Source organism: Chryseobacterium sp. RLHN22, from assembly GCF_051011795.1.
Taxonomy (GTDB): Bacteria; Bacteroidota; Bacteroidia; order Flavobacteriales; family Weeksellaceae; genus Chryseobacterium; species Chryseobacterium zhengzhouense.
Map to the genome: position 1 here is coordinate 1 of NZ_JBPCHW010000032.1, position 25,561 is coordinate 25,561.

24 protein-coding genes are annotated in these 25,561 nt (G+C 34.5%); 12 read left to right on the forward strand and 12 right to left on the reverse strand.

Translation table 11 applies throughout. The annotated features are described in order from the left end of the window. Window positions 1-56: 56 nt before the first annotated feature. Window positions 57-1,070, reverse strand: coding sequence for a M23 family metallopeptidase (locus ACR1PN_RS19170; RefSeq protein ID WP_433981339.1), 1,014 nt, complete (start codon window positions 1,068-1,070; stop codon window positions 57-59). A 223-nt stretch (window positions 1,071-1,293) separates the two neighbouring features. Here ACR1PN_RS19170 and ACR1PN_RS19175 point away from each other — a divergent pair, with 223 nt between their 5' ends. From ACR1PN_RS19175 to ACR1PN_RS19200, 6 genes are all read left to right on the forward strand, one after another. Continuing rightward, the gene (locus tag ACR1PN_RS19175) at window positions 1,294-2,334 is read left to right on the forward strand and encodes an NAD(P)H-dependent glycerol-3-phosphate dehydrogenase (protein WP_433981340.1); all 1,041 of its coding nucleotides are present in this window, start codon (window positions 1,294-1,296) and stop codon (window positions 2,332-2,334) included. 203 nt (window positions 2,335-2,537) lie between these two features. Beyond that, on the forward strand, window positions 2,538-4,043 hold the full coding sequence (gene mqo / locus ACR1PN_RS19180) for a malate dehydrogenase (quinone) (RefSeq protein WP_433981341.1): 1,506 nt from the start codon (window positions 2,538-2,540) through the stop codon (window positions 4,041-4,043). An 87-nt stretch (window positions 4,044-4,130) separates the two neighbouring features. Next, the gene (locus ACR1PN_RS19185) at window positions 4,131-4,526 is read left to right on the forward strand and encodes a hypothetical protein (protein WP_433981342.1); all 396 of its coding nucleotides are present in this window, start codon (window positions 4,131-4,133) and stop codon (window positions 4,524-4,526) included. A gap of 18 nt (window positions 4,527-4,544) precedes the next feature. Then, complete coding sequence (locus tag ACR1PN_RS19190; RefSeq protein ID WP_433981343.1) at window positions 4,545-5,189, forward strand: DUF1684 domain-containing protein; 645 nt, start codon at window positions 4,545-4,547, stop codon at window positions 5,187-5,189. An 8-nt stretch (window positions 5,190-5,197) separates the two neighbouring features. Next, window positions 5,198-5,683, forward strand: coding sequence for a GNAT family N-acetyltransferase (locus ACR1PN_RS19195; RefSeq protein ID WP_433981344.1), 486 nt, complete (start codon window positions 5,198-5,200; stop codon window positions 5,681-5,683). A gap of 85 nt (window positions 5,684-5,768) precedes the next feature. Beyond that, window positions 5,769-6,578 carry a glucose 1-dehydrogenase gene (locus ACR1PN_RS19200; RefSeq protein ID WP_433981345.1) on the forward strand — a complete coding sequence of 270 codons (810 nt, stop codon included), beginning with the start codon at window positions 5,769-5,771 and terminating at the stop codon, window positions 6,576-6,578. 1 nt (window position 6,579) lies between these two features. Here the strand turns inward: ACR1PN_RS19200 and recO are convergent, their stop codons facing one another. The 4 genes from recO to ACR1PN_RS19220 are packed head-to-tail and all read right to left on the reverse strand — an operon-like array spanning window position 6,580 to window position 11,226. Then, window positions 6,580-7,266 carry a DNA repair protein RecO gene (recO, locus tag ACR1PN_RS19205; protein WP_433981346.1) on the reverse strand — a complete coding sequence of 229 codons (687 nt, stop codon included), beginning with the start codon at window positions 7,264-7,266 and terminating at the stop codon, window positions 6,580-6,582. Continuing rightward, on the reverse strand, window positions 7,266-9,515 hold the full coding sequence (locus ACR1PN_RS19210; RefSeq protein ID WP_433981347.1) for a T9SS type A sorting domain-containing protein: 2,250 nt from the start codon (window positions 9,513-9,515) through the stop codon (window positions 7,266-7,268). Before ACR1PN_RS19210 ends, recO begins: the two co-directional genes overlap by 1 nt. Window positions 9,516-9,520: 5 nt before the next feature. Further along, window positions 9,521-10,471, reverse strand: coding sequence for a bifunctional metallophosphatase/5'-nucleotidase (locus tag ACR1PN_RS19215; protein ID WP_433981348.1), 951 nt, complete (start codon window positions 10,469-10,471; stop codon window positions 9,521-9,523). Next, window positions 10,471-11,226 (reverse strand): 5'-nucleotidase C-terminal domain-containing protein, encoded by a 756-nt coding sequence (locus ACR1PN_RS19220; protein ID WP_433981349.1) that lies wholly within the window; start codon window positions 11,224-11,226, stop codon window positions 10,471-10,473. The genes ACR1PN_RS19215 and ACR1PN_RS19220 overlap by 1 nt, the downstream gene beginning before the upstream one ends. Window positions 11,227-11,333: 107 nt before the next feature. On the opposite strand from ACR1PN_RS19220, the gene dapA reads away from it, so the two are divergent. Next, window positions 11,334-12,206, forward strand: a complete 873-nt coding sequence (gene dapA, locus ACR1PN_RS19225) for a 4-hydroxy-tetrahydrodipicolinate synthase (RefSeq protein ID WP_433981350.1) — start codon at window positions 11,334-11,336, stop codon at window positions 12,204-12,206. A 287-nt stretch (window positions 12,207-12,493) separates the two neighbouring features. Next, window positions 12,494-12,991, forward strand: coding sequence for a GNAT family N-acetyltransferase (locus ACR1PN_RS19230; RefSeq protein ID WP_433981351.1), 498 nt, complete (start codon window positions 12,494-12,496; stop codon window positions 12,989-12,991). Between the two features lie 97 nt (window positions 12,992-13,088). Here the strand turns inward: ACR1PN_RS19230 and recG are convergent, their stop codons facing one another. From recG to ACR1PN_RS19260, 6 genes are all read right to left on the reverse strand, one after another. Then, on the reverse strand, window positions 13,089-15,173 hold the full coding sequence (gene recG, locus ACR1PN_RS19235) for an ATP-dependent DNA helicase RecG (protein WP_433981360.1): 2,085 nt from the start codon (window positions 15,171-15,173) through the stop codon (window positions 13,089-13,091). A gap of 229 nt (window positions 15,174-15,402) precedes the next feature. After that, window positions 15,403-15,936, reverse strand: coding sequence for a thioredoxin family protein (locus ACR1PN_RS19240; protein WP_433981352.1), 534 nt, complete (start codon window positions 15,934-15,936; stop codon window positions 15,403-15,405). A gap of 35 nt (window positions 15,937-15,971) precedes the next feature. Continuing rightward, a complete protein-coding gene (locus tag ACR1PN_RS19245; RefSeq protein WP_378175488.1) occupies window positions 15,972-17,450 on the reverse strand; it encodes a peptide MFS transporter in 1,479 nt (492 codons plus the stop codon). A 13-nt stretch (window positions 17,451-17,463) separates the two neighbouring features. Further along, window positions 17,464-18,459, reverse strand: a complete 996-nt coding sequence (locus tag ACR1PN_RS19250) for a PDDEXK nuclease domain-containing protein (RefSeq protein ID WP_433981353.1) — start codon at window positions 18,457-18,459, stop codon at window positions 17,464-17,466. A gap of 65 nt (window positions 18,460-18,524) precedes the next feature. Beyond that, a complete protein-coding gene (locus tag ACR1PN_RS19255) occupies window positions 18,525-20,033 on the reverse strand; it encodes a peptide MFS transporter (protein WP_378175482.1) in 1,509 nt (502 codons plus the stop codon). Window positions 20,034-20,165: 132 nt separating this feature from the next. Beyond that, a complete protein-coding gene (locus ACR1PN_RS19260; RefSeq protein ID WP_433981354.1) occupies window positions 20,166-21,833 on the reverse strand; it encodes a peptide MFS transporter in 1,668 nt (555 codons plus the stop codon). A gap of 86 nt (window positions 21,834-21,919) precedes the next feature. Here ACR1PN_RS19260 and ACR1PN_RS19265 point away from each other — a divergent pair, with 86 nt between their 5' ends. Beyond that, window positions 21,920-22,165 carry a hypothetical protein gene (locus ACR1PN_RS19265; RefSeq protein WP_433981355.1) on the forward strand — a complete coding sequence of 82 codons (246 nt, stop codon included), beginning with the start codon at window positions 21,920-21,922 and terminating at the stop codon, window positions 22,163-22,165. Further along, window positions 22,152-22,457 (forward strand): type II toxin-antitoxin system RelE/ParE family toxin, encoded by a 306-nt coding sequence (locus ACR1PN_RS19270; RefSeq protein WP_433981356.1) that lies wholly within the window; start codon window positions 22,152-22,154, stop codon window positions 22,455-22,457. Before ACR1PN_RS19265 ends, ACR1PN_RS19270 begins: the two co-directional genes overlap by 14 nt. Before the next feature lie 59 nt (window positions 22,458-22,516). Here ACR1PN_RS19270 and ACR1PN_RS19275 read toward each other — a convergent pair whose 3' ends face one another. Beyond that, window positions 22,517-24,646, reverse strand: coding sequence for a S9 family peptidase (locus tag ACR1PN_RS19275; RefSeq protein ID WP_433981357.1), 2,130 nt, complete (start codon window positions 24,644-24,646; stop codon window positions 22,517-22,519). Between the two features lie 115 nt (window positions 24,647-24,761). Between ACR1PN_RS19275 and ACR1PN_RS19280 the strand changes: the two genes are divergently transcribed. Next, window positions 24,762-25,235, forward strand: a complete 474-nt coding sequence (locus tag ACR1PN_RS19280; protein WP_433981358.1) for a hypothetical protein — start codon at window positions 24,762-24,764, stop codon at window positions 25,233-25,235. A gap of 11 nt (window positions 25,236-25,246) precedes the next feature. Beyond that, on the forward strand, window positions 25,247-25,447 hold the full coding sequence (locus ACR1PN_RS19285; protein ID WP_433981359.1) for a DUF6496 domain-containing protein: 201 nt from the start codon (window positions 25,247-25,249) through the stop codon (window positions 25,445-25,447). Window positions 25,448-25,561: the final 114 nt, after the last annotated feature.

A 25,561-nucleotide genomic window follows, 5' to 3' on the forward strand; every position in this document is an offset into this window, starting at 1 on the left:
ATGTGTCCGTCACCCCCCCCCCCCCCCCCGAAACTTATACTAACAATAAATAAAAATTATAAATTCATAAATAATTTTGGATTCACAGGGGTATTGTTTTTATGAACTTCATAATGCAGATGAGGTCCTGTAGAACGTCCTGAATTTCCTGATTTGGCAATAACCTGTCCCACTTTTACCTTGTCATTGGTTTTTGCTACCAATTGCGAAAGGTGTCCGTAAAGCGTTGCCAAGCCATTCCCATGAGAAACGATGACGCAATTTCCATAGCCGCCTTTTTGTCCTGCAAAAATAACGGTTCCAGCTGCTGTAGCAACAACATCAGATCCGAAAGGAACGGCAATATCAAGACCTTTATGAAACTGCATCTGGTCAGCTTCCGCAGGAGGATTGTTCTTTTCAGTCGGAGTTCTTGTTGCGGCTGTATTTTTTGCAGTTGAGCTTGCTGGAGAAGGAGTTGGTGCACTTACAGTTTTTGGAGTTACCATTACTTTTATCTCTCTCTTATTTCCGTAGCTGTCGGTTAATTCTACAATTTTTTCTACTGGTTCGGCTTTTACTTCGGGTTGGGGAGCAGAAACGACTTTTGCAGTAGATTCTGCAACAGGTTTTACAGAAGCATAAACCGTTTTAAAAGGAATTGGATTTTTTCGGATCCCAAAATTGGATGAAATATAACCTTCAGTCGGCATCCCTAAAGGAATCTGCATCAGTTTTTGCTGAAGATCCATCAGATATTGGCTGTATCTGTTTGATTGTTTTGCAAGATAAATTGAATTTGAGATGCTGTCGTTATCAAGAACCATCAGTTTTTCGTTCTTAATATCTTTTGACTTCAGAAAAGAATTCAGCTGGGAAACCGTTTGGTCTACTAAGCTTAGATCCGTCTTAATTTTCAGATAATCAACGCTGTCTTTCTCTGTATTGATTTTCACCAAATTTACTTCATAATTTTTATCATCTTTTTCTGAAAACAATTTGGCGATGAGAATACTTTGTGCAAAAACGATAAATAAAAGCCCACCAATAAGAACAGTTACTTTCTTTTTGCTTCCTAAAAATTTCTTCATTTCTCTTTTTCTTAGAATTTAAAAAGGTTTTAAGGGTGCAAATTTAGCTAAAAATAAACTTTTCATATAATTCTTAACAAAAAATTATAAATACTTGTAATAAACGGTGTTTTAGTTATTTAATTGTGTGAGAATGTTAAATTCTTCAAATAAGGTTGATAATTTGATGGCGTAATTTCTGATATTTCCCGGTTTTAATATATTTGCAGTTCACATCTCAATTATGGCGAAAAAGAAAACCAACTCAGATTCCACATCATCGAAAAAAGCAAAAAATGACGTTGCGGTCGGTGTTGTAGGAAGCGGAAGCTTTGCAACGGCAATCGTAAAAATGCTTGTCGAAAACTGTAAAACTGTGCATTGGTGCGTAAGAAATGAGTTTGTAAAAGGGGCAATTGAACTTAGAGGTCACAATCCTACTTATCTTACAGCAGTAAATTTTAATCTTAAAAACTTAAAACTCACAACCGATATCAACGAGCTGGTTACAGCCTGTGATATTGTGGTTCTGGCAACTCCGTCTATTTATCTTTCGGATACCTTAGATAAAATGAACTGCGAATACAAGGATAAAATTTTTGTTTCTGCCATTAAAGGGATTATTCCTAAGGTGAATGATGTTGTAGCCCATTATCTGAAAGAAGAATTCCAGATTGGTTTCAGAAATCAGGCAGTAATTGCAGGACCTTGTCATGCGGAAGAGGTTGCCATGGAAAGACTTTCTTATCTTACGGTGGCAACGGTAGAGAATGATATTTCACAAAAGCTTTTGGATATTTTCAATTCTGATTTTATAAAAGTTCATTCGAGTAAAGATATTTTAGGAAATGAATACAGTGCCATTCTTAAAAACATCTTTGCCATCGGAGCCGGAATTGCAAGCGGTTTAGGCTACGGAGACAACTTTACTGCCGTATTCGTTTCAAACGCCATTCGTGAAATGGAAATTTTCTTAGAAGCCATCTACGAAGCACCAAGAGATGTCAACGAAAGCGCTTATTTAGGCGATTTACTCGTTACAGCATATTCATTATTCTCAAGAAACAGAAACTTAGGAAATCTTATAGGAAAAGGATATACGGTAAAATCTGCGATCCAATCGATGAACATGGTGGCGGAAGGATATTACGCAGCAGATTCTATCTATAAAACGTCGAAAGAAAAAGGCTTAAAGCTTCCGATTATCGATACGATTTACGGAATCCTATATGAAGGTAAGAATGCGGAAAAGCAGTTTAAAAAACTGACGACAAAGCTGAATTAAAGCTAAATTCTTTCTAAAGTTATATTTAAAACATCAGTGACTACATTGATGTTTTTATTTATATAATACCTCTATCATTTGAAATTGATATTTTCCATTGCCTAAATTAGTAGGATAAAAATGTTGTTTTTCTGCTTTAATTAAATTGTAAAATCATTAATTAATATAAAACTTTTCCCGAAATTCGTAGTAAATTTCACAGGATGCCACATAGAATTACGAACAGAACTCCGAAACCAAAGTATGATGTTGTGCTTATCGGAGGCGGAATTATGAGTGCTACTCTAGCAACTTTACTTCATGAATTTGATCCCAATTTAGAGATTGCTATTTTCGAAAGACTGGGAAGGTTTGCCAAAGAAAGTACAGCCGCCTGGAATAATGCAGGAACAGGACATTCTGCATTTTGTGAGCTTAATTATACTCCGGAAAGCGAAGACGGAACGGTAGACATTTCAAAGGCAGAAAAAATTGCTGAACAGTTTGAAATTTCAAAACAGTTTTGGTCTTATCTCATCGATAAGAAATATATCCAGAATCCGCAGGAATTTATCAATTCTTGTGCACACATGAGCTTGGTTTTCGGTGAAAAAGATGCTGAATATCTTCGCAAAAGATACGAGGCAATGAAAGAATCTCCGTTATTTTCCGATATGGAATTTTCAACAGATCACGACAAACTGAGAGAATGGATTCCTTTGGTGATGAGCAAAAGAAATCAATCTGAAGTTTTAGCAGCCACGAAAATGGATTTGGGAACTGATGTGAATTTTGGAAGCTTAACCCGAAAAATGGGCCGTCATCTTCTTGAAGATTCTCACGTGGAAGTTTTCCTGTACCACGAAGTAAAAGACATTGACCCAAGAGAAGACGGAAAATGGGAAATGAAAGTGAAAGACCGTATCAACAGACATAAGCAAGAGGTTGTTGCAGATTTTGTTTTCATCGGAGCAGGAGGTTATGCATTGCCGTTACTCGACAGTTCTGATATTAAAGAAAGCGAAGGATATGGCGGTTTTCCGGTTTCCGGACAATGGTTGGTTACGCATAATCAGGACTTGGTAGAAAAACATCAGGCTAAAGTGTATACTCAGGCTACGGTTGATGCACCACCAATGTCAGTTCCACACTTGGATTTAAGAATTATTGATGGTCAAAAAGCATTACTTTTCGGACCTTTTGCAGGTTTTTCCACTAAATTTTTAAAAGAGGGAAGCTATCTTGACCTACCTGAAAGTGTCAATACAAAAAATCTGCGTTCGCTATTCGGAGCTTGGTGGCACAATATTCCTTTGACAAAATATTTGGTACAGCAGGTTGCAATGACAAAAGCTCAGAGAATTCAACATCTAAGAGAGTTTATAAAAGATGCTAAAGAAGAAGACTGGGAATTGAAAGTTGCCGGACAGCGTGTCCAAATTATTAAAAAAGACGATAAATTAGGCGGTAAATTAGAATTCGGAACTGAGGTTGTGGTTAATGAAAAAGGAACGATTGCATCACTTTTGGGAGCATCTCCCGGTGCGTCAACTGCTGTTTATGCGATGTTGAATGTTTTAGAAAAATGTTTCCCTGAAAAACTTCATGGCGAATGGAAAGATAAATTATTGGAAATGATTCCTTCTTACGGACAAAAATTATCCGAAAACCCTGAATTGACAAAGCACATCAGAGCATACAGCAAAGAAAAATTAGAACTTAAACATTAAATATAGGTAATAAGTAATGAGCAATAAGTAATTTTGTGATTCATTATTATTCATTGCCAATTATTCATTACTTATTATCAATACATCATGGCAGAAGTTATTGTAAAACCATCTATTTCAAAGGAATTGCTTGAGTCTCTTCAGACCAAATTTGAAGAAGAAAAGCAGGTCATAGTACACTGTTGTTTTCCGGCATCACCATCTTGGGGAAATTTAATCAGAATCTGGAATACAACATATCTCATCGATCAAAATTCTTCCCATAAAAGCAAATTGATACACGCCGAGAATATCAGTATTTTTCCAAACTGGACGCCCGTTCCGTTTATGAAAGATTTTTGGTTTACATTAGTTTTTTCCGGTTTGCCAAAAGATTGTACAAGCTTTGACTTTAAAGAAGAGATTCCTGAAGAAGGTGGTTTTTTTGTAGAATCGATTAAACGGAATTCATCGGATATTTACAGAATAAAAATTTCGGAGTAATTTTTAATTAAAACTAAAATGAAGAAAATCCTATTTATTCTTTTTACTGTTTTTTCATTGTTGATGTTTTCTCAGAAAATAAATGTCAATCATTCTTTAAGTAACAATTCAAAAGAAATTAAAGAAATCAAAAAATTTCAGAAAGATTTAAATAAAGAATACTTAGATAAAAAAGAAACGCCTTTGCGGGGAGATAATTATACAAAATTCAAGCAGCATCCATTCTTTCCAATCGATTTGAGATACCGTGTAACTGCAAAATTTATAAAAAATGAAAAGCCTGAACCCTTTGATCTGCCAACTTCTTCAGGAAAATCAAAATCTTATCAGGAATACGGAAAAGCTACATTTTCACTGGATGGAAAATCTTACACTTTAACAATTTATCAAAGTTTAGATCTGATGAAAATGGAAAAGTATAAAGATCATCTTTTTCTGCCTTTTCGTGATGAAACCAATCTAAAAGAAACATACGGCGGCGGAAAATATATGGATTTAACAATACCGAAAGGAAATACAATTATCCTGGATTTTAATCAGTCTTATCAACCTTTTTGCGCTTATAATGCTTACGATTACAATTGCCCGATTGTTCCTGAAGAAAATAAACTACCCGTAGCAATAAGAGCAGGAGTGATGTACGACGATATTTATCATCATTAAATTTTTTTATGGTTGAGCTAAAATTTTTTGAACCGAAAGATATTTCTGAGCTTGATTATGAGCTTGATGATATTCAGTCGCAATATTCTGCTTTGCCAAAACAGGCTTTAGAGAGAATTGAAGCCAGAAATCAAAATGAAGATTTTTTTGCTTATCCGGTCACTATTTTTTATTATGAAAAAATCGCCGGCTTTTGTGTTTTAGATTTTGGAAATGATAAATTTGAAATGACCGATAATTCTTCTTCAGTTCTTCTTCGCGCATTATCTGTAAACCCCGAATTTCAGGGTAAAGGAATTGGCAAATCGATGATGGTTATACTTGATGATTTTGTAAAAGATCATGATAAGGATTGTAATGAAATTGTTTTGGCAGTGAATGAAAATAATCATTTGGCCTTTCAGATTTACCTGAAAGCAGGATATGTATTCAATGGTAAAAGAATAAATGGCAGAAACGGACCGCAATTGGTGATGTCTAAAAGTTTAGACTAAATAATTTCAATTTGGGTTAATTAAAATCAAACAATTATAGTTTGGCGTGATACTTTCAATTGGTTTTTTACATCAAAATCATATTATGGAAGTTTCATTAAGAAATCAGGTCGCCATCATTACTGGAGCATCCAGCGGAATCGGGGCAGGGATTGCAAAATCTATCGCTTGGGCAGGAGCAACCGTCATCATTAATCATTCATCTGAAAAATCCAAAGATGAAGCTCAAAAAGTTTTGGATGATATTCAGAAAAACGGAGGAGAGGGAATGGTCTGTCAATGTGATGTTTCCAAAGAAGATGAAGTTGTAAAAATGTTTAAGGATGTTATTTCAACTTATGGAACTGTTGATATTCTGGTCAACAATGCAGGAATTCAGAAAGATGCAAAATTCATCGATATGACACTTGAAGAATGGGATACGGTAATGGGCGTAAATCTTCGAGGACAGTTTTTATGCTCACGGGAAGCCATCAAAGAGTTTCTCCGCCGTGGGATCGATAAAACCCGTTCTGTTGCCTGCGGAAAAATCATTCACATTAGTTCGGTTCACGAAATTATTCCTTGGGCAGGTCATGCCAATTATGCAGCAAGTAAAGGTGCTATAAAAATGTTGATGCAGACTTTGGCTCAGGAACATGGAGCAGATAAAATTCGTGTCAATTCAATCTGTCCGGGAGCAATTCAGACTCCGATCAATAAAGATGCATGGGAAACTCAGGACGCAATGAATGATCTGTTAAAATTAATTCCGTACAACAGAATCGGCCAACCCGAAGATGTAGGAAATCTTGCTGCTTTTCTGGCTAGTGATCTGGCAGATTATATTTCCGGAACAAGTATTTTCATTGACGGTGGAATGACCAGTCTTGAAAGCTTTTCAAACGGCGGATAATTTATTCAAAAACCTGCTGAATGATTTCAAGGGAATTGGGTGTTTTGAAATCAGTGATGTGATAATGATAATAAACCAGCAAACTGTCTAAAAAATTTTTCCTCAGAGCTTGCGGAATTTTTATTTCATAAGGATTTTGTGCCGAAAGAATTAATTTCCAAAGCATGCAATTCTCACTGTCGAAAAAATGATGGGTTCCGAGATCTGAAAAAGTTCCGGTTTCCGGATCAAGGTAATTACCATCGCCTAAAAGTGGTGCAACTCCCTGGATTTTTAAAATTTTAATTAAAAAAATGAGATGTGAACGATAATTTTGCTGATTCAACTCGTGAACAAACTCTTCTATTGCACCAAATATCGCAGGGTTTTTATGCTCGTTTCTTAAAATCTGGTTCAGAAAATCAGCGACAAAAAAGATAACGGTATTGGCTTTAATATCTGTATAAGCATCATTTGCTTCAATCATTTCAAATCTTGAAACGGTCTGAATTCCGGTGTTTTTTCCTGAGCTTACCGAGAAATTAAGCTTGTTCAACGGAAGTAAAAAAGCTTTCTTCTTATTTTTTTTGCTGTAAATTCCTTTCAGAAAATAGGTTTGAAAACCTTCTTCTTCAGTAAAACAGTAGAGAACCGCATCGTTTTCTCCATATTTTATAAATGAAAGTAAAAATCCGTCTTGAGAAGTCATTAATTCACTACTGCTATTTTTGCTGTAGCCTTATCTGAGCCGTCTTCATTAGTCATTAGAACAAAATAAATTCCTGAAGCGACTCTTTTTCCTTTTAAATTATTAAGATTCCATTCATAATATCCTGTTCTTGCTACTGCAGAATGCACTAAGTTTCCGGCAGCATCGGTAATTCTGATGTTTGTTTTCTCTGCCAAACCTTTAATGGTCACATTCCCTTTAAACTGAGAATAAACCACAGGATTCGGGTAAACCAGAACGTTCCCGAAATTTGAAGTAACATCGGCAACATTTCCCTGATACGTTACAATCCCGTCGAAAGTAACGAAATAAACTTTTCCCGTTTTTTTGTCAACTTTAATATCAGTGATTGTATTGGTAGGAAGCGGAGAATTATCTTTCGTAAAATGCAAGATAGTCTGTTCACCGGAAGCTGATAGGTAATAAACGCCTCCATCTTCTACCGAAACCCATTTTTGATTTCCGCCGTCAACTTCTACATGCAAAATTGTTGAATCTCTGAAAAGCTCTTCGGCAAGACCATTTTGTTCGATCACAATTGCCTGCAGCTGCGGGTCGTTTTTTGCTTCTGATACTGCATTCGGAAGAATTCTTAATCCTAATTCTGTTCCAATCCACGCATCACCGGATTTATCCATCGTAAAAGAAACTGTATTTGCCGGGATATTATTGGTCTGATCTAAATAATACTGAGTATCATCTGAAAAAGTCGCCGTTTTTTTGGTGTCATAGATCAGGAAATTAGCTGTTCTTGGTATAGGAATCCACAACAAGTCACTATTGAATACCGGATATTGAATACCTGTACTTGTATTAAGGTCCTTTACCAAAAAATCGTCGGTTGCTCTGTCGTAAAATGCTAAACCTGATCCCGGACCCGAAAAAGCCAGTGTCGAAAAAATATTATTCTGATCATCTGCTGTAAAACCTACAGGTCGGCGACCATATCCGCTATCTGACCCCATTGTGTAACGTTTTACAAATTCAAAATCTTTGGAAGATGAATTGTACTTCATTTTATAAACACCATAGCTTGGGTTAAACGTGTAATTCGAAAAGAAAACATCTCCCGGATTAGCAGGATCTGGAAAAGCGTCAACTACGTTAAAAGGTCCTGAATTGTTGATGAAGTAGGAAGAGTACACCCATTCCGTTCCCGTGTAATAATAAAAACCGGGATTTCTTGGATTGTCTTGTGGTTCATTATAGCCATTAGCTCTGATTCCTGTAGAAACCAAAAGCTGATTATCATTGAATAACCTTATTTTATATGCATAGTTAAAATAAGGACCATCTGGTTTGTATACAATGTTGTCTTCCGTTTTAACGCCGGATAAAACCGTTCCTGCAAATATTTTTGAACCAATCGTGGTGGCTGTATTACAATCTTCTCCTACTGTTGTATTTCCTGTAGGAGCTCCGTTTGTGTTATAGGTATAAATTCTCGCTCCATCGGTAACAATAATATTGTTTGCCGTTAAAACCACATCTTTTACCCCTCCGAAATTTTGAATTATTGGTGTCGCAGTACTGTTATTGTAAATGTAAGTTGTATTTGCTGATGAGAAAGCTAAAGCAGATTCCGAGTCAATATCTGTAAAATTTCCGGTCATTTCTGTTGTCCATGTCGAGAAAACTGGAAAAGTGGTATTTAATTCATGGGTTTTTAAACCTGTATTTGTTACGGAAAAAACTTTATTTCCGAAAATGGTTGCTTCATTACTTGCTTCAAAAACTCCACCGCTGATAAAGAACGCAGAATCATTAAACTCTTTCTTTTTCAAATCAAAAATAGAAACTCCGTATCCTACAGAAATTGCGGCTCTGTCTCCTGTTATTGAAATATGATTGATTTTTTTACTTGCATTATATCCTGTTGCAATAGGAATATCTACAACATAGGTTATCCCTTGCGGGCTAATAACGTCCAAAGATCCGTTTTGATACCCCACCAAACCGATTTTAGTTTCCGGATTATAATCAAATGCCGAAATTTTCACGTCGTGAAGACCATTGGCTTTTGATAGTTTTGTAATTTCTCCAGTGGAGATGGTATAGTAAAAAATCCCGTTTTCTGTGGCGGCAACAATTTTTCCGTTGTCTTCTTTTATAGATAGCACATTGTTATAAGAGAACATGTCTGCCCATTTTTTTGAAGAAATATTTTGCGCTTTTACAAATTGTAAGGCTGCGAAAACACCAAAAGAAAGTAGTGAGATTTTTTTCATATATATTATGCTATTATACTGCTGTCAATTGCCTGATTATTCCAGGAAATCTGTTTTACGTTTTTATTTTGATCAAAAAAGAAATCGAGTCTGCCCAAAAGAAGCCCGGCCCAGCCAACCTGATTTACCAAGACTTTTTTACCCTGTCTGTTGGTAAAAGTCTGAGGTTCTGGTAAAAATGTATGCGTATGACCACCTAAAATTAAGTCAATATTTTCTGTTTGAGCGGCTAAAATTTTGTCACTCAGTTTATCAGGCTCACCTTTGTAATCATAACCAATGTGTGAAAGACAGATAACGAGATCACATTTCTGTTCATTTTTCAAAAAGTTTGAATAATGCTGCGCAACGTCGATCGGATTATTCCAGATCGTTTCTCCATACTGTTTTTTTCCAACCAAACCTTCAAGCTGAATTCCTACTCCGAAAATTCCGACTTTAATCCCGTTTTTGTTGAAAATTTTATACGGAGAAGTTTTTCCGTCTAAAATGGTGTTTTTGAAGTCGTAATTTGAACAGATAAAAGGAAATTTGGCATTCGGCAAAACCTTTAAAAATCCATCCAGCCCGTTGTCGAAGTCATGATTTCCCATGGTGGAAGCATCATATTTCATCATCGACATCAGTTTGAATTCAAGCTCGCCTCCGAAAAAATTAAAATAAGGTGTTCCCTGAAAAATATCTCCAGAATCCAACAACAAAACATTGCTTTCCTCATTTCTTATTTTCTGAATTAAAGTTGCTCTTCTTGCAAAGCCGCCCTGATTAGGATTTTTTGTATAAGTTGAATCGAACGGTTCAATTCTGCTGTGCTGATCGTTTGTGTGAAGAATCGTCAGTTTTTTGGCTCCTTGAAATGGATTTAAGTCTAAACTTTCCGCCATCATCAAATTGGGAGCTAAAGACATTGCTAAAGTTCCGCCACCTATTGTTTTTAAAAAACGCTTTCTATCCATTATTTCTTCCCGATAAAATTTAAACGCATATCTTCTTTCGGATTAATCTGTTGATTTTTCTTAAAATAATCAATGAATAAATCTCTCAACTTAATTCCTGTCGGAATTGACTCTCCTTTGCTAAAAAACTTCATATTATCACCTCCCAAAGCCAGATAATCTGAAGTGGCAACATAGTAATCCTGATCAGGGTTTACAGGTTTTCCGTTAATTAAAGTTTTTACAACCTGTTTGTTTTGAGTTTCTATGTATAAGTGAGAAACGGGATTATTGGTTTCATTTTGAGCATAATAATCAAAAAGTCCTTGTAAATCTGAACCTTTGAATTTTACAATAATCACTTCATTTTCGAAAGGCATTACTTCAAAAACATTTTTTAGCATGATATCGCCTTTCCCGATTGTGGTGCGGATTCCTCCAATGTTAATCAGAGCGGCATCTACATTTTTATTCAAGTTGGCTTTCGCCCACACATCAGCTCCATCGAAGGTAAAATCGGCTAAAAGATTTCCCAAATTGCTGTTGTCGCCTTCTTTCGTTAAATCAACTTGAGTGTAAGAGATTTTCTGATTCATCTCTTTGTTTAGTTTTTCGGTATAAGGTGCGATAAATTTGGCAATTTCCTCGTCATTCTTCAGCTCATTATTAATGGAAATGTTTTTTTGAGTTTCAACATTAGCAACCTGTAACGACGTCGTTTTGCAGGCAGTAAGCGAAACCAAAGCAATTCCCAGTAACAAAAGTTTATTTTGCATCATATCTTTTAGTATATGCAAATATAATTATATGTATAATAAAACATCAGTAATTATTCTAAATTCTTATCTTAAATTATTAAATTTGGAGAAAATAATTTTAACAGATGAGCATTTTAAAAGGAGTTGGTGTAGCATTGGTTACACCCTTTAATGAAGATTTATCCGTTGATTTTGACAGCTTGACAAAACTTGTTGAGTACAATATCGAAAACGGAACCAATTATTTAGTTGTTTTGGGAACTACGGCAGAAGCTGCAACGCTTTCAGCTGAAGAGAAAAAACAGGTGGTAGATCATATCATTAAGGTAAACAGTAAACGCCTTCCACTGGTTTTAGGAATCGGTGGAAACAATACGCTTGAAGTTAAAAAACAGATTGAGGAGGCAGATCTTTCAGATTTTACGGCTGTTTTATCGGTTTCTCCATATTATAACAAACCTAATCAGGAAGGGCTTTACCAGCATTATAAAGCTTTAGCTTCTACAGGAAAAAATATCATCATTTATAATGTTCCGTCAAGAACAGGACAAAATTTAGAAGCTGAAACAACCTTGCGTTTGGCTAATGAATTCCCGAATTTATTCTTAATTAAAGAAGCTGCACCGAATATTCTTCAGTATTTTGATATTTTGAGAAAAAAACCTGAAGGTTTTAACTTGGTTTCCGGAGATGATGAATACACACTTCCTGTAACTTTGGCAGGTGGAGCAGGAGTGATTTCGGTAATTGCACAAGGTTATCCGAAAGAATTTTCAACGATGGTTCAGTTGGCTTTTGATAAAAAAGTAGACGAGGCTTATGAGATTCACAACAAGTTGGTTGAAATTACAAGACTTATTTTTGCAGAAGGAAATCCTTGCGGAATTAAAGCGGTTTTAGCAGAAAAGGGAATTATCAAAAATTATTTGAGACTTCCACTAGTTCCTGCTTCAGAAGGACTTTATGCCAAAATTAAAGCTGAAATGGCGAAAATTTAAAAGGTGAATTGTCAATTTTGCTTCGCAAGTGAATAGTGAAATTTTTAATTTAACTTTAAAATAAATACAAGTGAAAGGTGTAGTGCTTTTCACTTTTTTAATCTTAATTCTAAAATAGTAAACCACAAAAGCCACAAAAGTTTATAAAGTTATAATGAATTATCACTTAAAGTTCAAAAAAGCGCTATGTTTTAAAGTAAGCCATGCGTTTTGTGAGCTTTTAAAAGGAAATCATTACAACTTAAATATTAAAAAAACTTTTGTGATTTTTGTGGTAAAAAAATGAAATGAAATTAATCAAAGCAACCGAAGAAAATATTCCCTTAATTCAGGATTTAGCAAAAAGATCCTGGGAAAATGCTTACGCAGAAATTCTTTCCGTCGATCAAATGAAATATATGCTTGAAAACATGTATTCAGAAATGGAAATTTCAGCTCATTTGAAGAATCCAAATTATCATTATTATCTTGTTTTTGATGAAACTTTAAATGAGTACGACGGGTTTTTAGGATACGAAAATCATTACGAAGAAAATACGACCAAATTGCACCGAATTTATCTTGTTCCCGAAAGTAAAGGGAAGGGTTTAGGTAAAAAAACACTTGAGTTTTTAAATGAAAAAGTACAAGAAAGTGGAGATAACCGAATTATTTTAAATGTAAATAAATACAATTCAGCGCAAAAATTCTACGAATCTCAAGGCTATACAATCTATGATGAGGGTATTTTTGATATTGGAAATGGATATGTGATGGATGATTATTTGATGGAGAAATTTGTTTAAATAAGCAGTGTGTTTGTCATGCTGTAAGCCTCTCTACAAAGTTTGCTTAGATTCCTACGGAATGACAAAGGCAATATTGAATTTATTAAAGAATATTTTACGAAATCTTACTCCACTTATTTTTCCCTTTATAATTCTGCAGATAATAATTCCTGATAATTTGATTGTCTGGTCGTGACAGGTGTGGATCGGCTTCAAGAATTTTTTCGACTAAACTTTTTGTATTTTTGATGATTTGAGAATCATTCACCAAATCAAGCCTTTTAAAATCAACGACACCGCTTTGCTGAGTTCCCAAAATATCTCCGGGACCGCGCAACTGCATATCGACTTCAGAAATTTTAAATCCATCATTCGTTTCGACCATTGTTTTAATTCGGGTTCTGCTGTCACTCGATAATTTGTCGGAAGTCATCAGAATACAGTAACTCTGCTCGGCACCTCTTCCAACTCTTCCACGGAGTTGGTGAAGCTGCGAAAGACCAAATCTTTCGGCACTTTCGATCACCATTACAGAGGCATTGGGAACATTTACACCGACTTCAATTACCGTTGTAGCCACCATAATCTGCGATTTCCCTGATGCAAAATAATTCATGGCAGCATCTTTCTCATCAGGTTTCATTTTTCCATGAAGCATCGTTACATTATAGTTCGAAAAGTTGTCCATCACATGCTCAAGACCTTCCATCAGATTTTTATAATCTAAAGTTTCGGATTCTTCAATCAAAGGATACACGAAATAGATTTGTCGCCCTTTTCGGATTTCTTCATGACAGAAATTATAAACGTAAGCTCTATCTTTTTCTCTTCGATGAGCCGTAATAATTGCTTTTCTTCCAACCGGCATTTCGTCAATTACCGAAACATCCAGATCTGAGTAAAAACTCATCGCCAAAGTTCTTGGAATCGGAGTTGCCGTCATCACCAAAATGTGAGGTGGAATTTTATTTTTCGCCCAAAGTTTAGCTCTTTGAGCAACACCGAAACGATGCTGTTCGTCGATAATTGCCAAACCGAGGTTTTTGAATTTGACTTTATCTTCCAAAACCGCATGAGTTCCAACTAATATCGAAAGTTCACCGTTTTCAAGCTCTTCGTGAATAATTTTTCTGGCGGAAGCTTTTACTGAACCTGTCAAAAGACTGACTTTAATTTCAGTATCTTTTAATAAATCTTTAATTCCGTTATAATGTTGCTGTGCGAGAATTTCTGTCGGAGCCATCAAACAGCTTTGAAATCCATTGTCTAAAGCAATCAGCATCGTTAATAAGGCCACCATCGTTTTTCCCGAACCCACATCGCCCTGCAAAAGCCGGTTCATCTGAATTGGCTTCTTCATATCCATTCTGATTTCTTTCAAAACTCTTTTTTGGGCACCTGTCAAATCAAAAGGAAGATGATTTTCGTAAAATCTGGTAAAATGATCGCCTACAATCGGAAACGGATTTCCAATCGATTGTGTTTTATGATGAAGTTTCTTTAAAGCATAGCCCAGCTGAAAAAAGAATGATTCTTCAAATCGCAATCGGTTATCGGCTTTTTCAAAATGCTGCTGGTCTTTCGGAAAATGAATATTCAGAAAAGTATGTTGCCTCGACAAAAAATGATAATGACGGATCATATAGTCCGGAAGGTTCTCCTGAATGAGATTGGGAATTTCTTTACAGATATTTTTTAAAACATTCTGAAAAAATTTCTGATTCAAACCTCTTTTGCTCAGTTTTTCAGAACTTGGATAAATCGGTTTTAATCTTGTTTCGGTTTCTTTATTTTCTTCCGCTTCAATTTCCGGATGTGGCATCGAAAATTGATTGTTGAAAACATTGATTTTCCCGAAAATATAAATTTCCCGATTAATAGGAATTTGCTCTTTCAGCCATTTTGAATATTGAAACCAAACCAAATCCATCGTTCCGGTATGGTCATTAAATTTTGCTGAAAGTCTTTTTATTTTTCCGTTCTGAATTTCCTGAACAGCAGTAATTTTTCCTTTCAGCTGAACCTCAACGTTGCTTTCCTGAAGATTGGAAATGGTAAAGATTTTACTTTTATCTAAATATCGTATCGGATAGAAGTTTAAAAGATCATCCACAATAGAGATTCCCAACACATTTTTAATGAGTTTGGCGCGCTCGGAACCTATTCCTTTAACGAATTCTATAGGAGTTTCTAAATTCAGAAATTAATTTTTTGAAGCACGAATTTCGTGAAATTTTGTAAATAAAAAAAGCTTTCGATTTTGAAAGCTTAATTTATGTTTGCTCACGCCGATTTGCGGATTGAGCAGGTTTATTAATTAATTTTGCTATAAATGCACGAATCATTTTTATATTTGAAATAATTTAATTCATGCATTCGTTGTATTGATACTAAGTTAAATGCTATCAGCCAAAAGACATTGCAGTAAGCTACTCTTTTATTTTAGACTTAAACTTTTTCTGATAATCTTCCCATTCTTCACGGGTTTTGATTTTTTTATACATATCACTAGAAATTAATGATAAATAAGGTTCTAATTCTTTTGCAGACAATTCGCCCTGTAAAATCGTAATCGGATTTCCGCTTTCATCGAGAAATACTGTACTTGGAACCGCATTTACATTCATATACTGTGTGAACTCATGAAGTGAATTTCTGCCTTTCTTATGAGTGGTGTTTTCATTAGAGAATTTTCTTCCGAATATTTCGATGGTATTTTTATTTTCAGCATCAAATTTTACAGGATAATAATTATCATTTAAAAATTCAGAAATAACGGCATGTCCGTATGTTTTCTTATCCATTATTTTGCACGGGCCACACCAATCTGCATAAAAATCAATCAATATTTTCTTAGGTTGGGTTTTTTGTGCGTTTAATGCTTCTTCAATAGTCATCCATTTTACCTGAGCAAAATTTAAACTTATTATAAAAAGACCTATAAAACTTATTAATTTTTTCATAACAAATATTTAAATAAAAAACCACAGAAAATAAATTACTTGACTTCCTGCATCAATTTTTTAATGAAGGGAGATATCAAAATTAATACCACGCCAGCAATTAATGCGTAGATAGCCAATTGATAATAACCATCTGTATATGATTGTAATTTAGATACTAAATCGTTTCCGGTGTTTGATTTTGAAATCTCAGCACCTAATTTTCCGGCAGCTAACTGGCCAAATGCACTTGCCAAAAACCAAAGTCCCATCATCATTCCGAATAATCTTTTCGGTGATAGCTTGGTGATAATTGACATCCCGATTGGCCCTAAACAAAGCTCGCCAATTGTAGTGATGAAATAAGCAAAAGCAAACACGTTTAAAGAAGTGATTCCGTCTACATTTGCGAAAAATTTAGTGTAATAAAAAATATAAAACGAGGCGGAAAGAAACAAAAATCCGATTCCGAACTTTATTAAAGTATTCGGTTCTAGTTTTTTCTTAGCTAACCAAAGCCACAATAAGCCGATAATCGGACTTAAAATAATTACAAAAAGTGTATTTGAACTGTTATTTACCACGTTGGGATCCATATTGAATCCTAATAAATTATGATCTAAATTATCTTTTGCAAATAATGATAATGAACCGCCACTTTGCTCATAAATTGCATTAAACAAGAAATAGAAAAATATAAATGCAAATGCTGCAATCAATTTTTTCTGTAGACTTGAAATTTCTAATCTGATTAATTCATAAATAAAATATCCTACTGCGATTGTTCCAATGGTATACATGAAATAATCGGTGTAATCAGTATTTTTCACCATGATGAAAATCAGGGGGATACTTAGGAGAGAAAGTACATATACTCCAATCTCTCTGATTCTTCTTTTTCCGGCATCCATATTTAATAATGGAGAATTACCGATTGGGCCTAAATTTTTTTTGGTAAAAAGAAAAGTCAGTAAGCCAATAATCATAACGACAGCAGCGGCAAGAAAACACAAAGTCCAGGAATGATATTTTCCTAAATAAATACAAAGGGCACCTCCTAAAAGTCCGCCAATATTGATTCCGGCATAAAACATTCCGTATCCGGCATCTCTTCTGGGATCTTTTTCATCATAAAGTTCTCCTACCATTGAGGAAACATTGGGCTTGAAAAAACCTGTTCCGATAATGGAGAAAGCGATTCCAAAATAAAATAAATCTTTAGGCGAAAAAGCAATCAGCAAATTTCCTAAGATCATTACAATTCCCCCAAAAAATAATGATTTTTTAAAACCTAAAATTTTATCTGCAAAAATACCACCGATAAAAGTGAATGCATATACAAAAGCTTGAATTGCGCCGTATTGAAGGTTAGCAACATCATCTTTTAGTAAAAGCTGATCAACCATGAAAAATGTAAGAACGCCTCTCATTCCGTAAAAACAGAATCGTTCCCACATTTCTACTGTAAAAAGCGTCCATAGTTGTTTAGGATATTTTCCTTTGAAATTTTGAATTTCTTCTAGAGTTAAACTCATAATTTATAATTGTTTAATAATCTGTATTTTTATCTTGTTGGTCGAGTTCAAAACGTATTCTGTCCTGATCAATAATTTGCTTTAATTCTTCTTCTTTTGGAAGGTACAGTAAATATTTGCTGGCAAAAAGATTGTTTTTATCATTTAAAACAGAATATTTTACGATGGTTTCATCTTTTTCGGAGCATAAGAGAATTCCAATAGTTGGATTATCACCTTCGCCTCTTTTTAAATCATCATACATTCTCACATACATATCAATCTGGCCAATATCCTGATGCGAAAGTTCCCCTGTCTTCAAATCAATGATAACAAAACATTTTAGTATATAATTGTAAAAAACCAAGTCAATATAGAAGTCTGATGTATCTGTAGAAATATGCTGTTGTCTTGCAACGAAAGCGAAACCTTTTCCAAATTCTAAAAGAAACTTTTGAATATGATCTATAATTCCGGTTTCAAATTCTTTTTCAGAAATTTTTTCATCAGGTTTTAGCCCTAAAAATTCAAAAACATAGGGGTCTTTTAAAATACTTTGAATGGTTTCGGTAGATTGCTTTTTATGTTCTAAAACTCTTTCGTAAGCTAAAGAATTAATTTGTCTTTTTAAATCTCGGGAACTCCAATTGTTTTGAATAGATTCTTCTACGTAATAATCAATTTTGGATGCAGAATTTATATTTAATAATAATCGATAATGTGTCCAACTCAATTGTTGACGCAATGCGTCAACAATTGGAAAAGCTATGTAAAATTTACGCATATTGGAGAGGTTTGTGTAATCAAATCCTTTTCCAAATTCTAAACTTAGCTTTTTAGAAAGATTTTTTAAAGTATATTTTCCATACTCTGCACGTTCTTTTCCTTTTTGCTCGTCTTCAACAATCAATTGTCCGATTTGCCAGTAAGTGAGCAGTAAAGTAGAGTTCGCTATCCGAAAAACTTTTTCGCGCGACTGAGTAATAATTTCCTTTATGGATTGAAATAAAAGATCTTCGGAAACTTCCATAGTACGAATGTAAAAAAAACCTCTGAAAAAATCAGAGGTTTAACTATTATTTTGAGATAATGTTATTATTTTATTCCGTGCATTTTCTTTTCAAGCCATCTGCTGATAACGAAAAGGATTAAAGCAGCTACACCACACATAATAACGAAAACGATGAAGAAATCGAATAAATCTGTGATTTGGAATCCCATGAAAGATGTTGTTTTTGGAGCTTCTCCACTTTCTCCACCTCCAGGAATTAATGCTGATAATGTTCCTGCAAATTTGTTTGCTGCAGCATTTGCCAAAAACCATGTTCCCATTAATAAAGATGAGAATCTTGCAGGTGATAGTTTAGAAACCATCGAAAGACCAATTGGTGAAAGACAAAGTTCTCCCATTGTATGGATTACATAAAGACCGATTAGCCAGAACATTGAAACTTTATCCATCATTCCTAAACCGTAAACTGCGTAAGCAATTACCAAATATCCAAAAGATATTAAAGCTAAACCATAAGCCATTTTTTTTGGTGATGAAGGCTCTTTACCTCTGTTACCCAACCTCAACCAGATAGATGAGAATAAAGGAGCTAAAAGTAAAATAGCCAATGCATTTACCGACTGGAAATAACTTGCAGGCATTTCCCATCCGAAAAGATTACGGTCTGTTTGTCTGTCTGCGAAAATCGTTAGTGAGGCACCAGCTTGCTCAAAAGCTCCCCAAAAGAAAATTACGAAGAATGCCAAGATGAAAATTACAATAATTCTGTCTTTTTCGTCTTTTGTAAGGCTTTTATCTGTTAAAACAATCAATGGCATAAGAATCATTGCTCCGTAAATAAGGTAGCCAATAACATCCAAATCACTATTGAACATTGTTTTGAAATTCATTAAAAAGAAAATCAAACCGATAGATCCAAGAACCATTCCCCACTGAGCAATTCCAAATTTGTTATTTGGCATTCCGATAGGTTTGTTGTCAGCATCTACTAAAACTTTATTTTTTGACATGATAAATGTGATAAGACCAATCAGCATTCCTATTCCGGCTGCCAAAAAGCCCCATTTAAAATCAACTTTCTCGGCTAAAGTACCACAAATAAGCGGCGACATAAATGCTCCAAGGTTAATTCCCATATAGAAAATTGTAAATGCTGAGTCTACTCTACGATCACCTTGAGGATAAAGTTGTCCCACCATTGTAGAAATATTTGGTTTAAAGAAACCGTTACCAATAATCAACATTGTTAATCCCATCCACATCAATGTTACAGCACTCGCTCCAGTTGTAGAAGCACTGAAAAATAGAATGAACTGCCCAATCGCCATTAATATTCCGCCAATTTCAATACTTCTCCTGTTGCCTAAGTATCGATCTGCCAAATATCCTCCCAATAGTGGAGTTAAATAAACAAGACCGGTATAGCTTCCATAGATTTCTGAAGCTTCCGCATCTCCCATTAAAAGCATTTTGGTCATGTATAGAACGAAAATGGCTCTCATTCCATAATATGAGAAACGTTCCCACATCTCAGTCATAAACAAAAGGTAGAGTCCTTTAGGGTGACCTTTTGTTGTTTTTGCTGTATCCATATTTGATTGTTAAATTTCTGTTAAGACTGACAAATATAGTTTTTTTTGGGTTTTTAGCAAGGTTTTAATTTTATTTTTAAAATAAAAAAGCCACAGAATTATCTGCGGCTTATAATTTCGAATTTAAAGAGCTTAGTTTACTCCTTTTTCTTTCATAATTTTATTCAGTCTTTTCAGAATCGAAAGCCCCAGTAAAGTTGCTAAAAGCAACAGCCCAAAATTCACAATAAAGAAGTTAGCTTTGTTGTCATAATCATACCAGAAACTTGCTAAAACTCCCGAAAGTTTGTTTCCAATTGAAGTTGAAAGGAAAAATCCGCCCATCATTAATGCCGTAATTCTTGGTGGAGAAAGTTTTGAAACCAAAGACAGTCCCATCGGTGAAAGACAAAGTTCTCCTACTGTGATCACTCCATAAGCTGCAACCAGCCATAAAGCGGATACTTTTACCAAACCGTTTTGCCCTGCGTAAACCGCTCCAACCATTACCAAGCATGATAAAGCTGAGATAAATAATCCTAAAACAATTTTTGAAGGTGTACTTGGTTCTTTTCCTTTTTTACGAAGCATCATGAAAAATGCAACGACAACAGGAGTCAGTAAAATAACCCACCCCGGATTGATAGATTGGAATAATTCTGTATTGTATAGATTCACTGTCTGTGAAGGATTTGCTGCTAATTTTGCTTTGTCGGCTTCGGAAACATTTCTGAAATAAATATCTTTTCCCTGTTCTTTTAAAGCTTTCCCGTTTTCATCTTTTTTAACCTGATATTGATTGTCATAAACAGAAACTTCTTTATCCTGATAATCTTTTTTATCAACTAAATAAATGGCTTCTAGTGGTTTTTCTAAGGTAGCAGGTACTGTTCTATCGGTATAGCTTTGTGCCCAAAGTGTTAAAGCGGTTCCGTTTTGTTTAAAAACTGCCCAAAACATTAGGCTTACCGCAAAAATTGCCAATAAGGCACCTATCGGTTTTTTGTCATCTGCATTCGCTTTTACATAAAGCATCACATAGAAATAAATTACTGGAATACAAGCAAATATAAATGCATCTGTACTGTTGCTTCCAAAAATATCGCTTCCAAAAATATAACTTGGTAAAAACCATCCAATCAATCCGAAGATTACAGCTGGTAAAAATACTTTTACCAAAACATCAGAAATTTTGGTGTCGCCTTCCTGTGAAGGTTTTAAAATATTTGCCTGAAGAATATGCTGTCTTCCAATAGTGAAAACCAAAAGTCCTACAAACATTCCGACTCCCGCTGTCATAAATGCAGGTCCCCATCCGTATTTGTTTCGCATAAATGCAGCGATAATATTACAGACGAAGGCTCCAATATTAATTCCCATATAGAAAATGTTGTAACCAGCATCTTTATTCGCTTTATAAGGTTCGTCGTTATATAAATTTCCCAAAAGTGTAGAAATACTTGGTTTGAAAAATCCGTTTCCAACTATTATTAAAGCTAAAGAGCCATAAAATAATGGCAGTTCTTTAAAGAAACCGATACCTAAATAACCCAACCCCATCAAAAAACCTCCAATGTAAATTGCTTTTACATATCCTAAAAGTCTGTCGGCCAAAAAGCCACCCAAAAATGGGGTTAAATAAGTTAATGCGATAAAAGTTCCAAAAATATCAGCAGCATCTTTTCCGTCAAATTCTAGACCTCCTTTTTCTGTGTCAGTCATGTAAAGTACAAAAATTCCGAGAATCAGATAATAGCCGAAACGCTCCCACATTTCTGTGAAAAATAAATAGGGAAGCCCTTTAGGATGTTTGGTTTTCATGTATAAGATTTTTACAATTTCACAAATATAAAATTTTAAAAACAATATTTGAATTTTATTAACTTTGAGTAAAATAAAAACGAATTATGAATACAATATTTCATTTATCTTCTGCTGATGAAATTAATGAAGATTTAATAAAAAGTATAAAAGCCGCATATAAAAAGAAACCAATTTCTATAACCATTGAGGAAGATGTATATATTCCGGAATGGCAAAGAGAGGAAGTTAGAAGGAGAGCAAAATATGCGAAAGAAAATCCTGAATCACTTCTAGATTTTGATGACTTTATTGAAAATTTTGAAAAAAAGTTAATGGATGAAAAAAGCTAAAATTGTTATCTCTGAAAATGCTGATTTCGATTTGATGGAAATTGCTGATTGGTATAATGCAAGAAATAAAAAGTTAATTTGGATATTTTTAAAGGATTTTAAAGAAAAAGTAAAATACATTTCTGAAAATCCTTTAGCTTGCGAAATGAGATATGAAAGTTTTAGAATAATATATTTAAAAAAGTTTCCTTTCGGAATTCACTATTTCTACGACAAAGAGAAAAATGCGATTGAAATATATTCTATTTTCCATACTTCCAGAAATCCTGAACAATGGAAAAACAGAACATAAAAAATCACTCAAATTTTGAGTGATTTTTTACTTCCAGCATCCATCTTCACTTCCAGCTCCTAAAGGTTCTCCAAAATAAAATCTGTCATTTTCTGGTAAAGTTGCGGTCTTGTCTGTCCACCATAAATTCCGTGATTTTTATCGGGATATGCCATAAATTCAAACTGTTTTTTGTTTTGAATCAACGCTTCAGAAAACTCCATTGAATTCTGGAAATGTACGTTATCATCGGCAGTTCCGTGAATTAACAAGAATTTTCCTTTCAATAAATTCGCGTAAGTTGTTGGAGAATTATCATCGTAACCAGCCGGATTTTCCTGTGGAGTCAACAAAAATCGTTCTGTGTAAACAGAGTCGTAATATCTCCAGTTGGTAACCGGTGCAACAGCGATTCCTGCTTTGAAAACATCCGCACCTTTTGTCATGGCCAAACTCGCCATATATCCTCCGAAGCTCCAACCGAAAATTCCGATTCTTGTTTTATCGATGTATTTTTGATTACCCAACCATTTTGCAGCTGCAATCTGATCTTCAATTTCGTATTTTCCTAAGTTTTTAAAGGTAACTTTTTTAAATTTTGCTCCTTTAAAACCTGTTCCACGACCATCTACACAAGCAATGATATAGCCTTTTTGAGCCAACATTTCAAACCAAAGTGCATTTCCGTTATCCCAAGAATTGGCAACCTGTTGAGAACCCGGTCCTGAATATTGGTACATAAACAACGGATATTTTTTATTTGGGTCGAAGTTTTTAGGCTTAATAAGCCATGCGTTCATTTGATCTCCTGCTGCATTCGGAATGGTGATAAATTCTTTTACGGAGAAATTATCTGCCTGTAACTTTTTAAGCTGATCATCATTGTTCTGAAGTTCTTTCAATTGTTTTCCGTTGCCGTCTTTCAATACAAAAGTGTAGGGTTTCGCAGCTGTAGAAGAAGTTTCAATGAAATAATTATAGTTTTTGCTGAAATTCGCTGAATTATTTCCTTCTGCATTTGAAATCAGCTGAGCTTTTCCGTTCTGAATATTGATTTTAGAAACTACTTTATTGATGCTTCCTTTTTCGGTAGTCTGAACGAAAATTTCATTGGATTTCGGATTGTAACCGTAGTATTCTGTTACTTCCCAGTTTCCTTTTGTAACCTGTTTTTTCAGTTTTCCGTCCTTATCGTACCAATATAAATGGCGGAAACCATCTCTTTCAGATGCCCAAAGGAAAGAATTGTCTTCTAAAAACTCCAAAGTTACGTTATCGGTATCGATCCATTTATCATCACTTTCCGTAAACAATTTTGTTGCCTGGCCGGTTTTTGTATTTACTTTTAAAACATCAGAAGCATTTTGTGTTCTCTGTGAAGTAATTAGAACAATTTCATCCGGATTTGCAGTTTGGAAAACATTCGGAATATAGTAGTTTTTGAAATTGTCTAAATTAACTTTCGTCTTCTTCCCGTCTGCCAAATGATAAATATGAGCTGAAGCTACAGAATTTTTTTCTCCAGCTTTTGGATATTTATAACGCATTTCGCTTGGGTAAAGCGATTTCCCATAGATAGGGATGTAAATTTCCGGAACATCGGTTTCTACTAGTTTTACGAATAAAATATCAGCAGAATTTTTCGTCCATTCATATAATCTTGCGTGTCCGAATTCTTCTTCATACACCCAGTCTGCCAAACCGTTTAAAACTTTATTTTTTATACCGTGCTCCGTAATCTGCGTGATTTTTCCTGAGCTTAAATCCTGATAAAACAAATTATTATCCACGATGAAAGAAATTTTGGTCGCATCCGGAGAAAATCTAGGCTCCTGAATAGGTTTACCTTCGTTTAAGCTTAAGGTTTTTCCAGATTTTAAATCTTTTACATCATAAACACCCAAAAAAGAATGTCTGTAAATTGGCTGGCTTTCTTTTAACAAAAGAATCTTCGATTCATCATCAGAAAATTCATAGCTTTCAAAATTTCCGTCAACTAAATTTCCTTCTTTTTGTGAAGTTTTATAAGAATATTTGGCAATGCCGCCTTGTTCGATAACGAGATAATTTTCTCCGTTTTTCATCGAAGTAATTCCTGCAATGCCTTTTCCGCGGTAATATCCTGAATATATTTTATCTAAAGTAATTTCCTGCGCAGAGATATTTTGAAAAGCAGCAAGAATAGTAAGTGTAAGGATGAATTTTTTCATTTCTAATTTTAAAGAAATCCAAAGATAATAATTTTATTAAACCGAATTAAAAAAGGTAGATTGTATATGTTTTGGCAAAAAAATTGAATAGTTTTTGGTATTAAAGAAGATAATTATGGAAACGAAGGAAAACAAAAGAAAACTGAATCGTTATGATCTCGAAGATCAGACTGTATTTACAGGGTTTGCAAATTTTGCAGATGCCGAAAACTATACACAAAAAGAAGGTGGAAAACTTATAGAAGTTGCATTTAAAGATGGAAATGATAATCCTACGATTACCAATGAGGCAGGGTTAATTGATAGAAAATTACATTATTATGTTGATGCAGGAGATGAATATAAATTTATTCATTCTACAGATCCGGGATTCAGAAAATATGCAGATGAGCTGCAGAAGATTAAAGCGAAACTTACTCAGTCTCCGCCCGATGAAAGATATTTGGCAAATTTTGAGATTGAGAATGCAGAAGACCCGATTGTTGTTCTGAAAAACGACCAATTCGAATCGGTAACTTCAAGAGAGCGTTCAAAATATTTGAAGCATGCAAAAGTATATGAGATCGGTGTATCCGTTCCAAAATCTTAAAATTTAAAATCATGAGCAAAACGAAATATTCAGAAAAGGCTCAGAAAAAAGTTGGGAAAGTGATGAAAGAGTTTAAAGAAGGTAAACTGAAATCTTCATCTGGTGACAAAGTTACGAGCAGAAAACAAGCCGTAGCAATCGGGATTTCAGAAGCCAAAGAAGCCGGATTGAAAGTTCCCAAACAGAAAAAGAAAAAAGATGTCTCGTCCTAAAACTTTGATACAGATTATAGGATAAAAATAATAATTAAACCAAAGCAAAAACGTTTTTGCTTTGGTTTTTAGTTTTATAGGTTTTCATTTTTAATTCAGACTGCTGGTGCATTT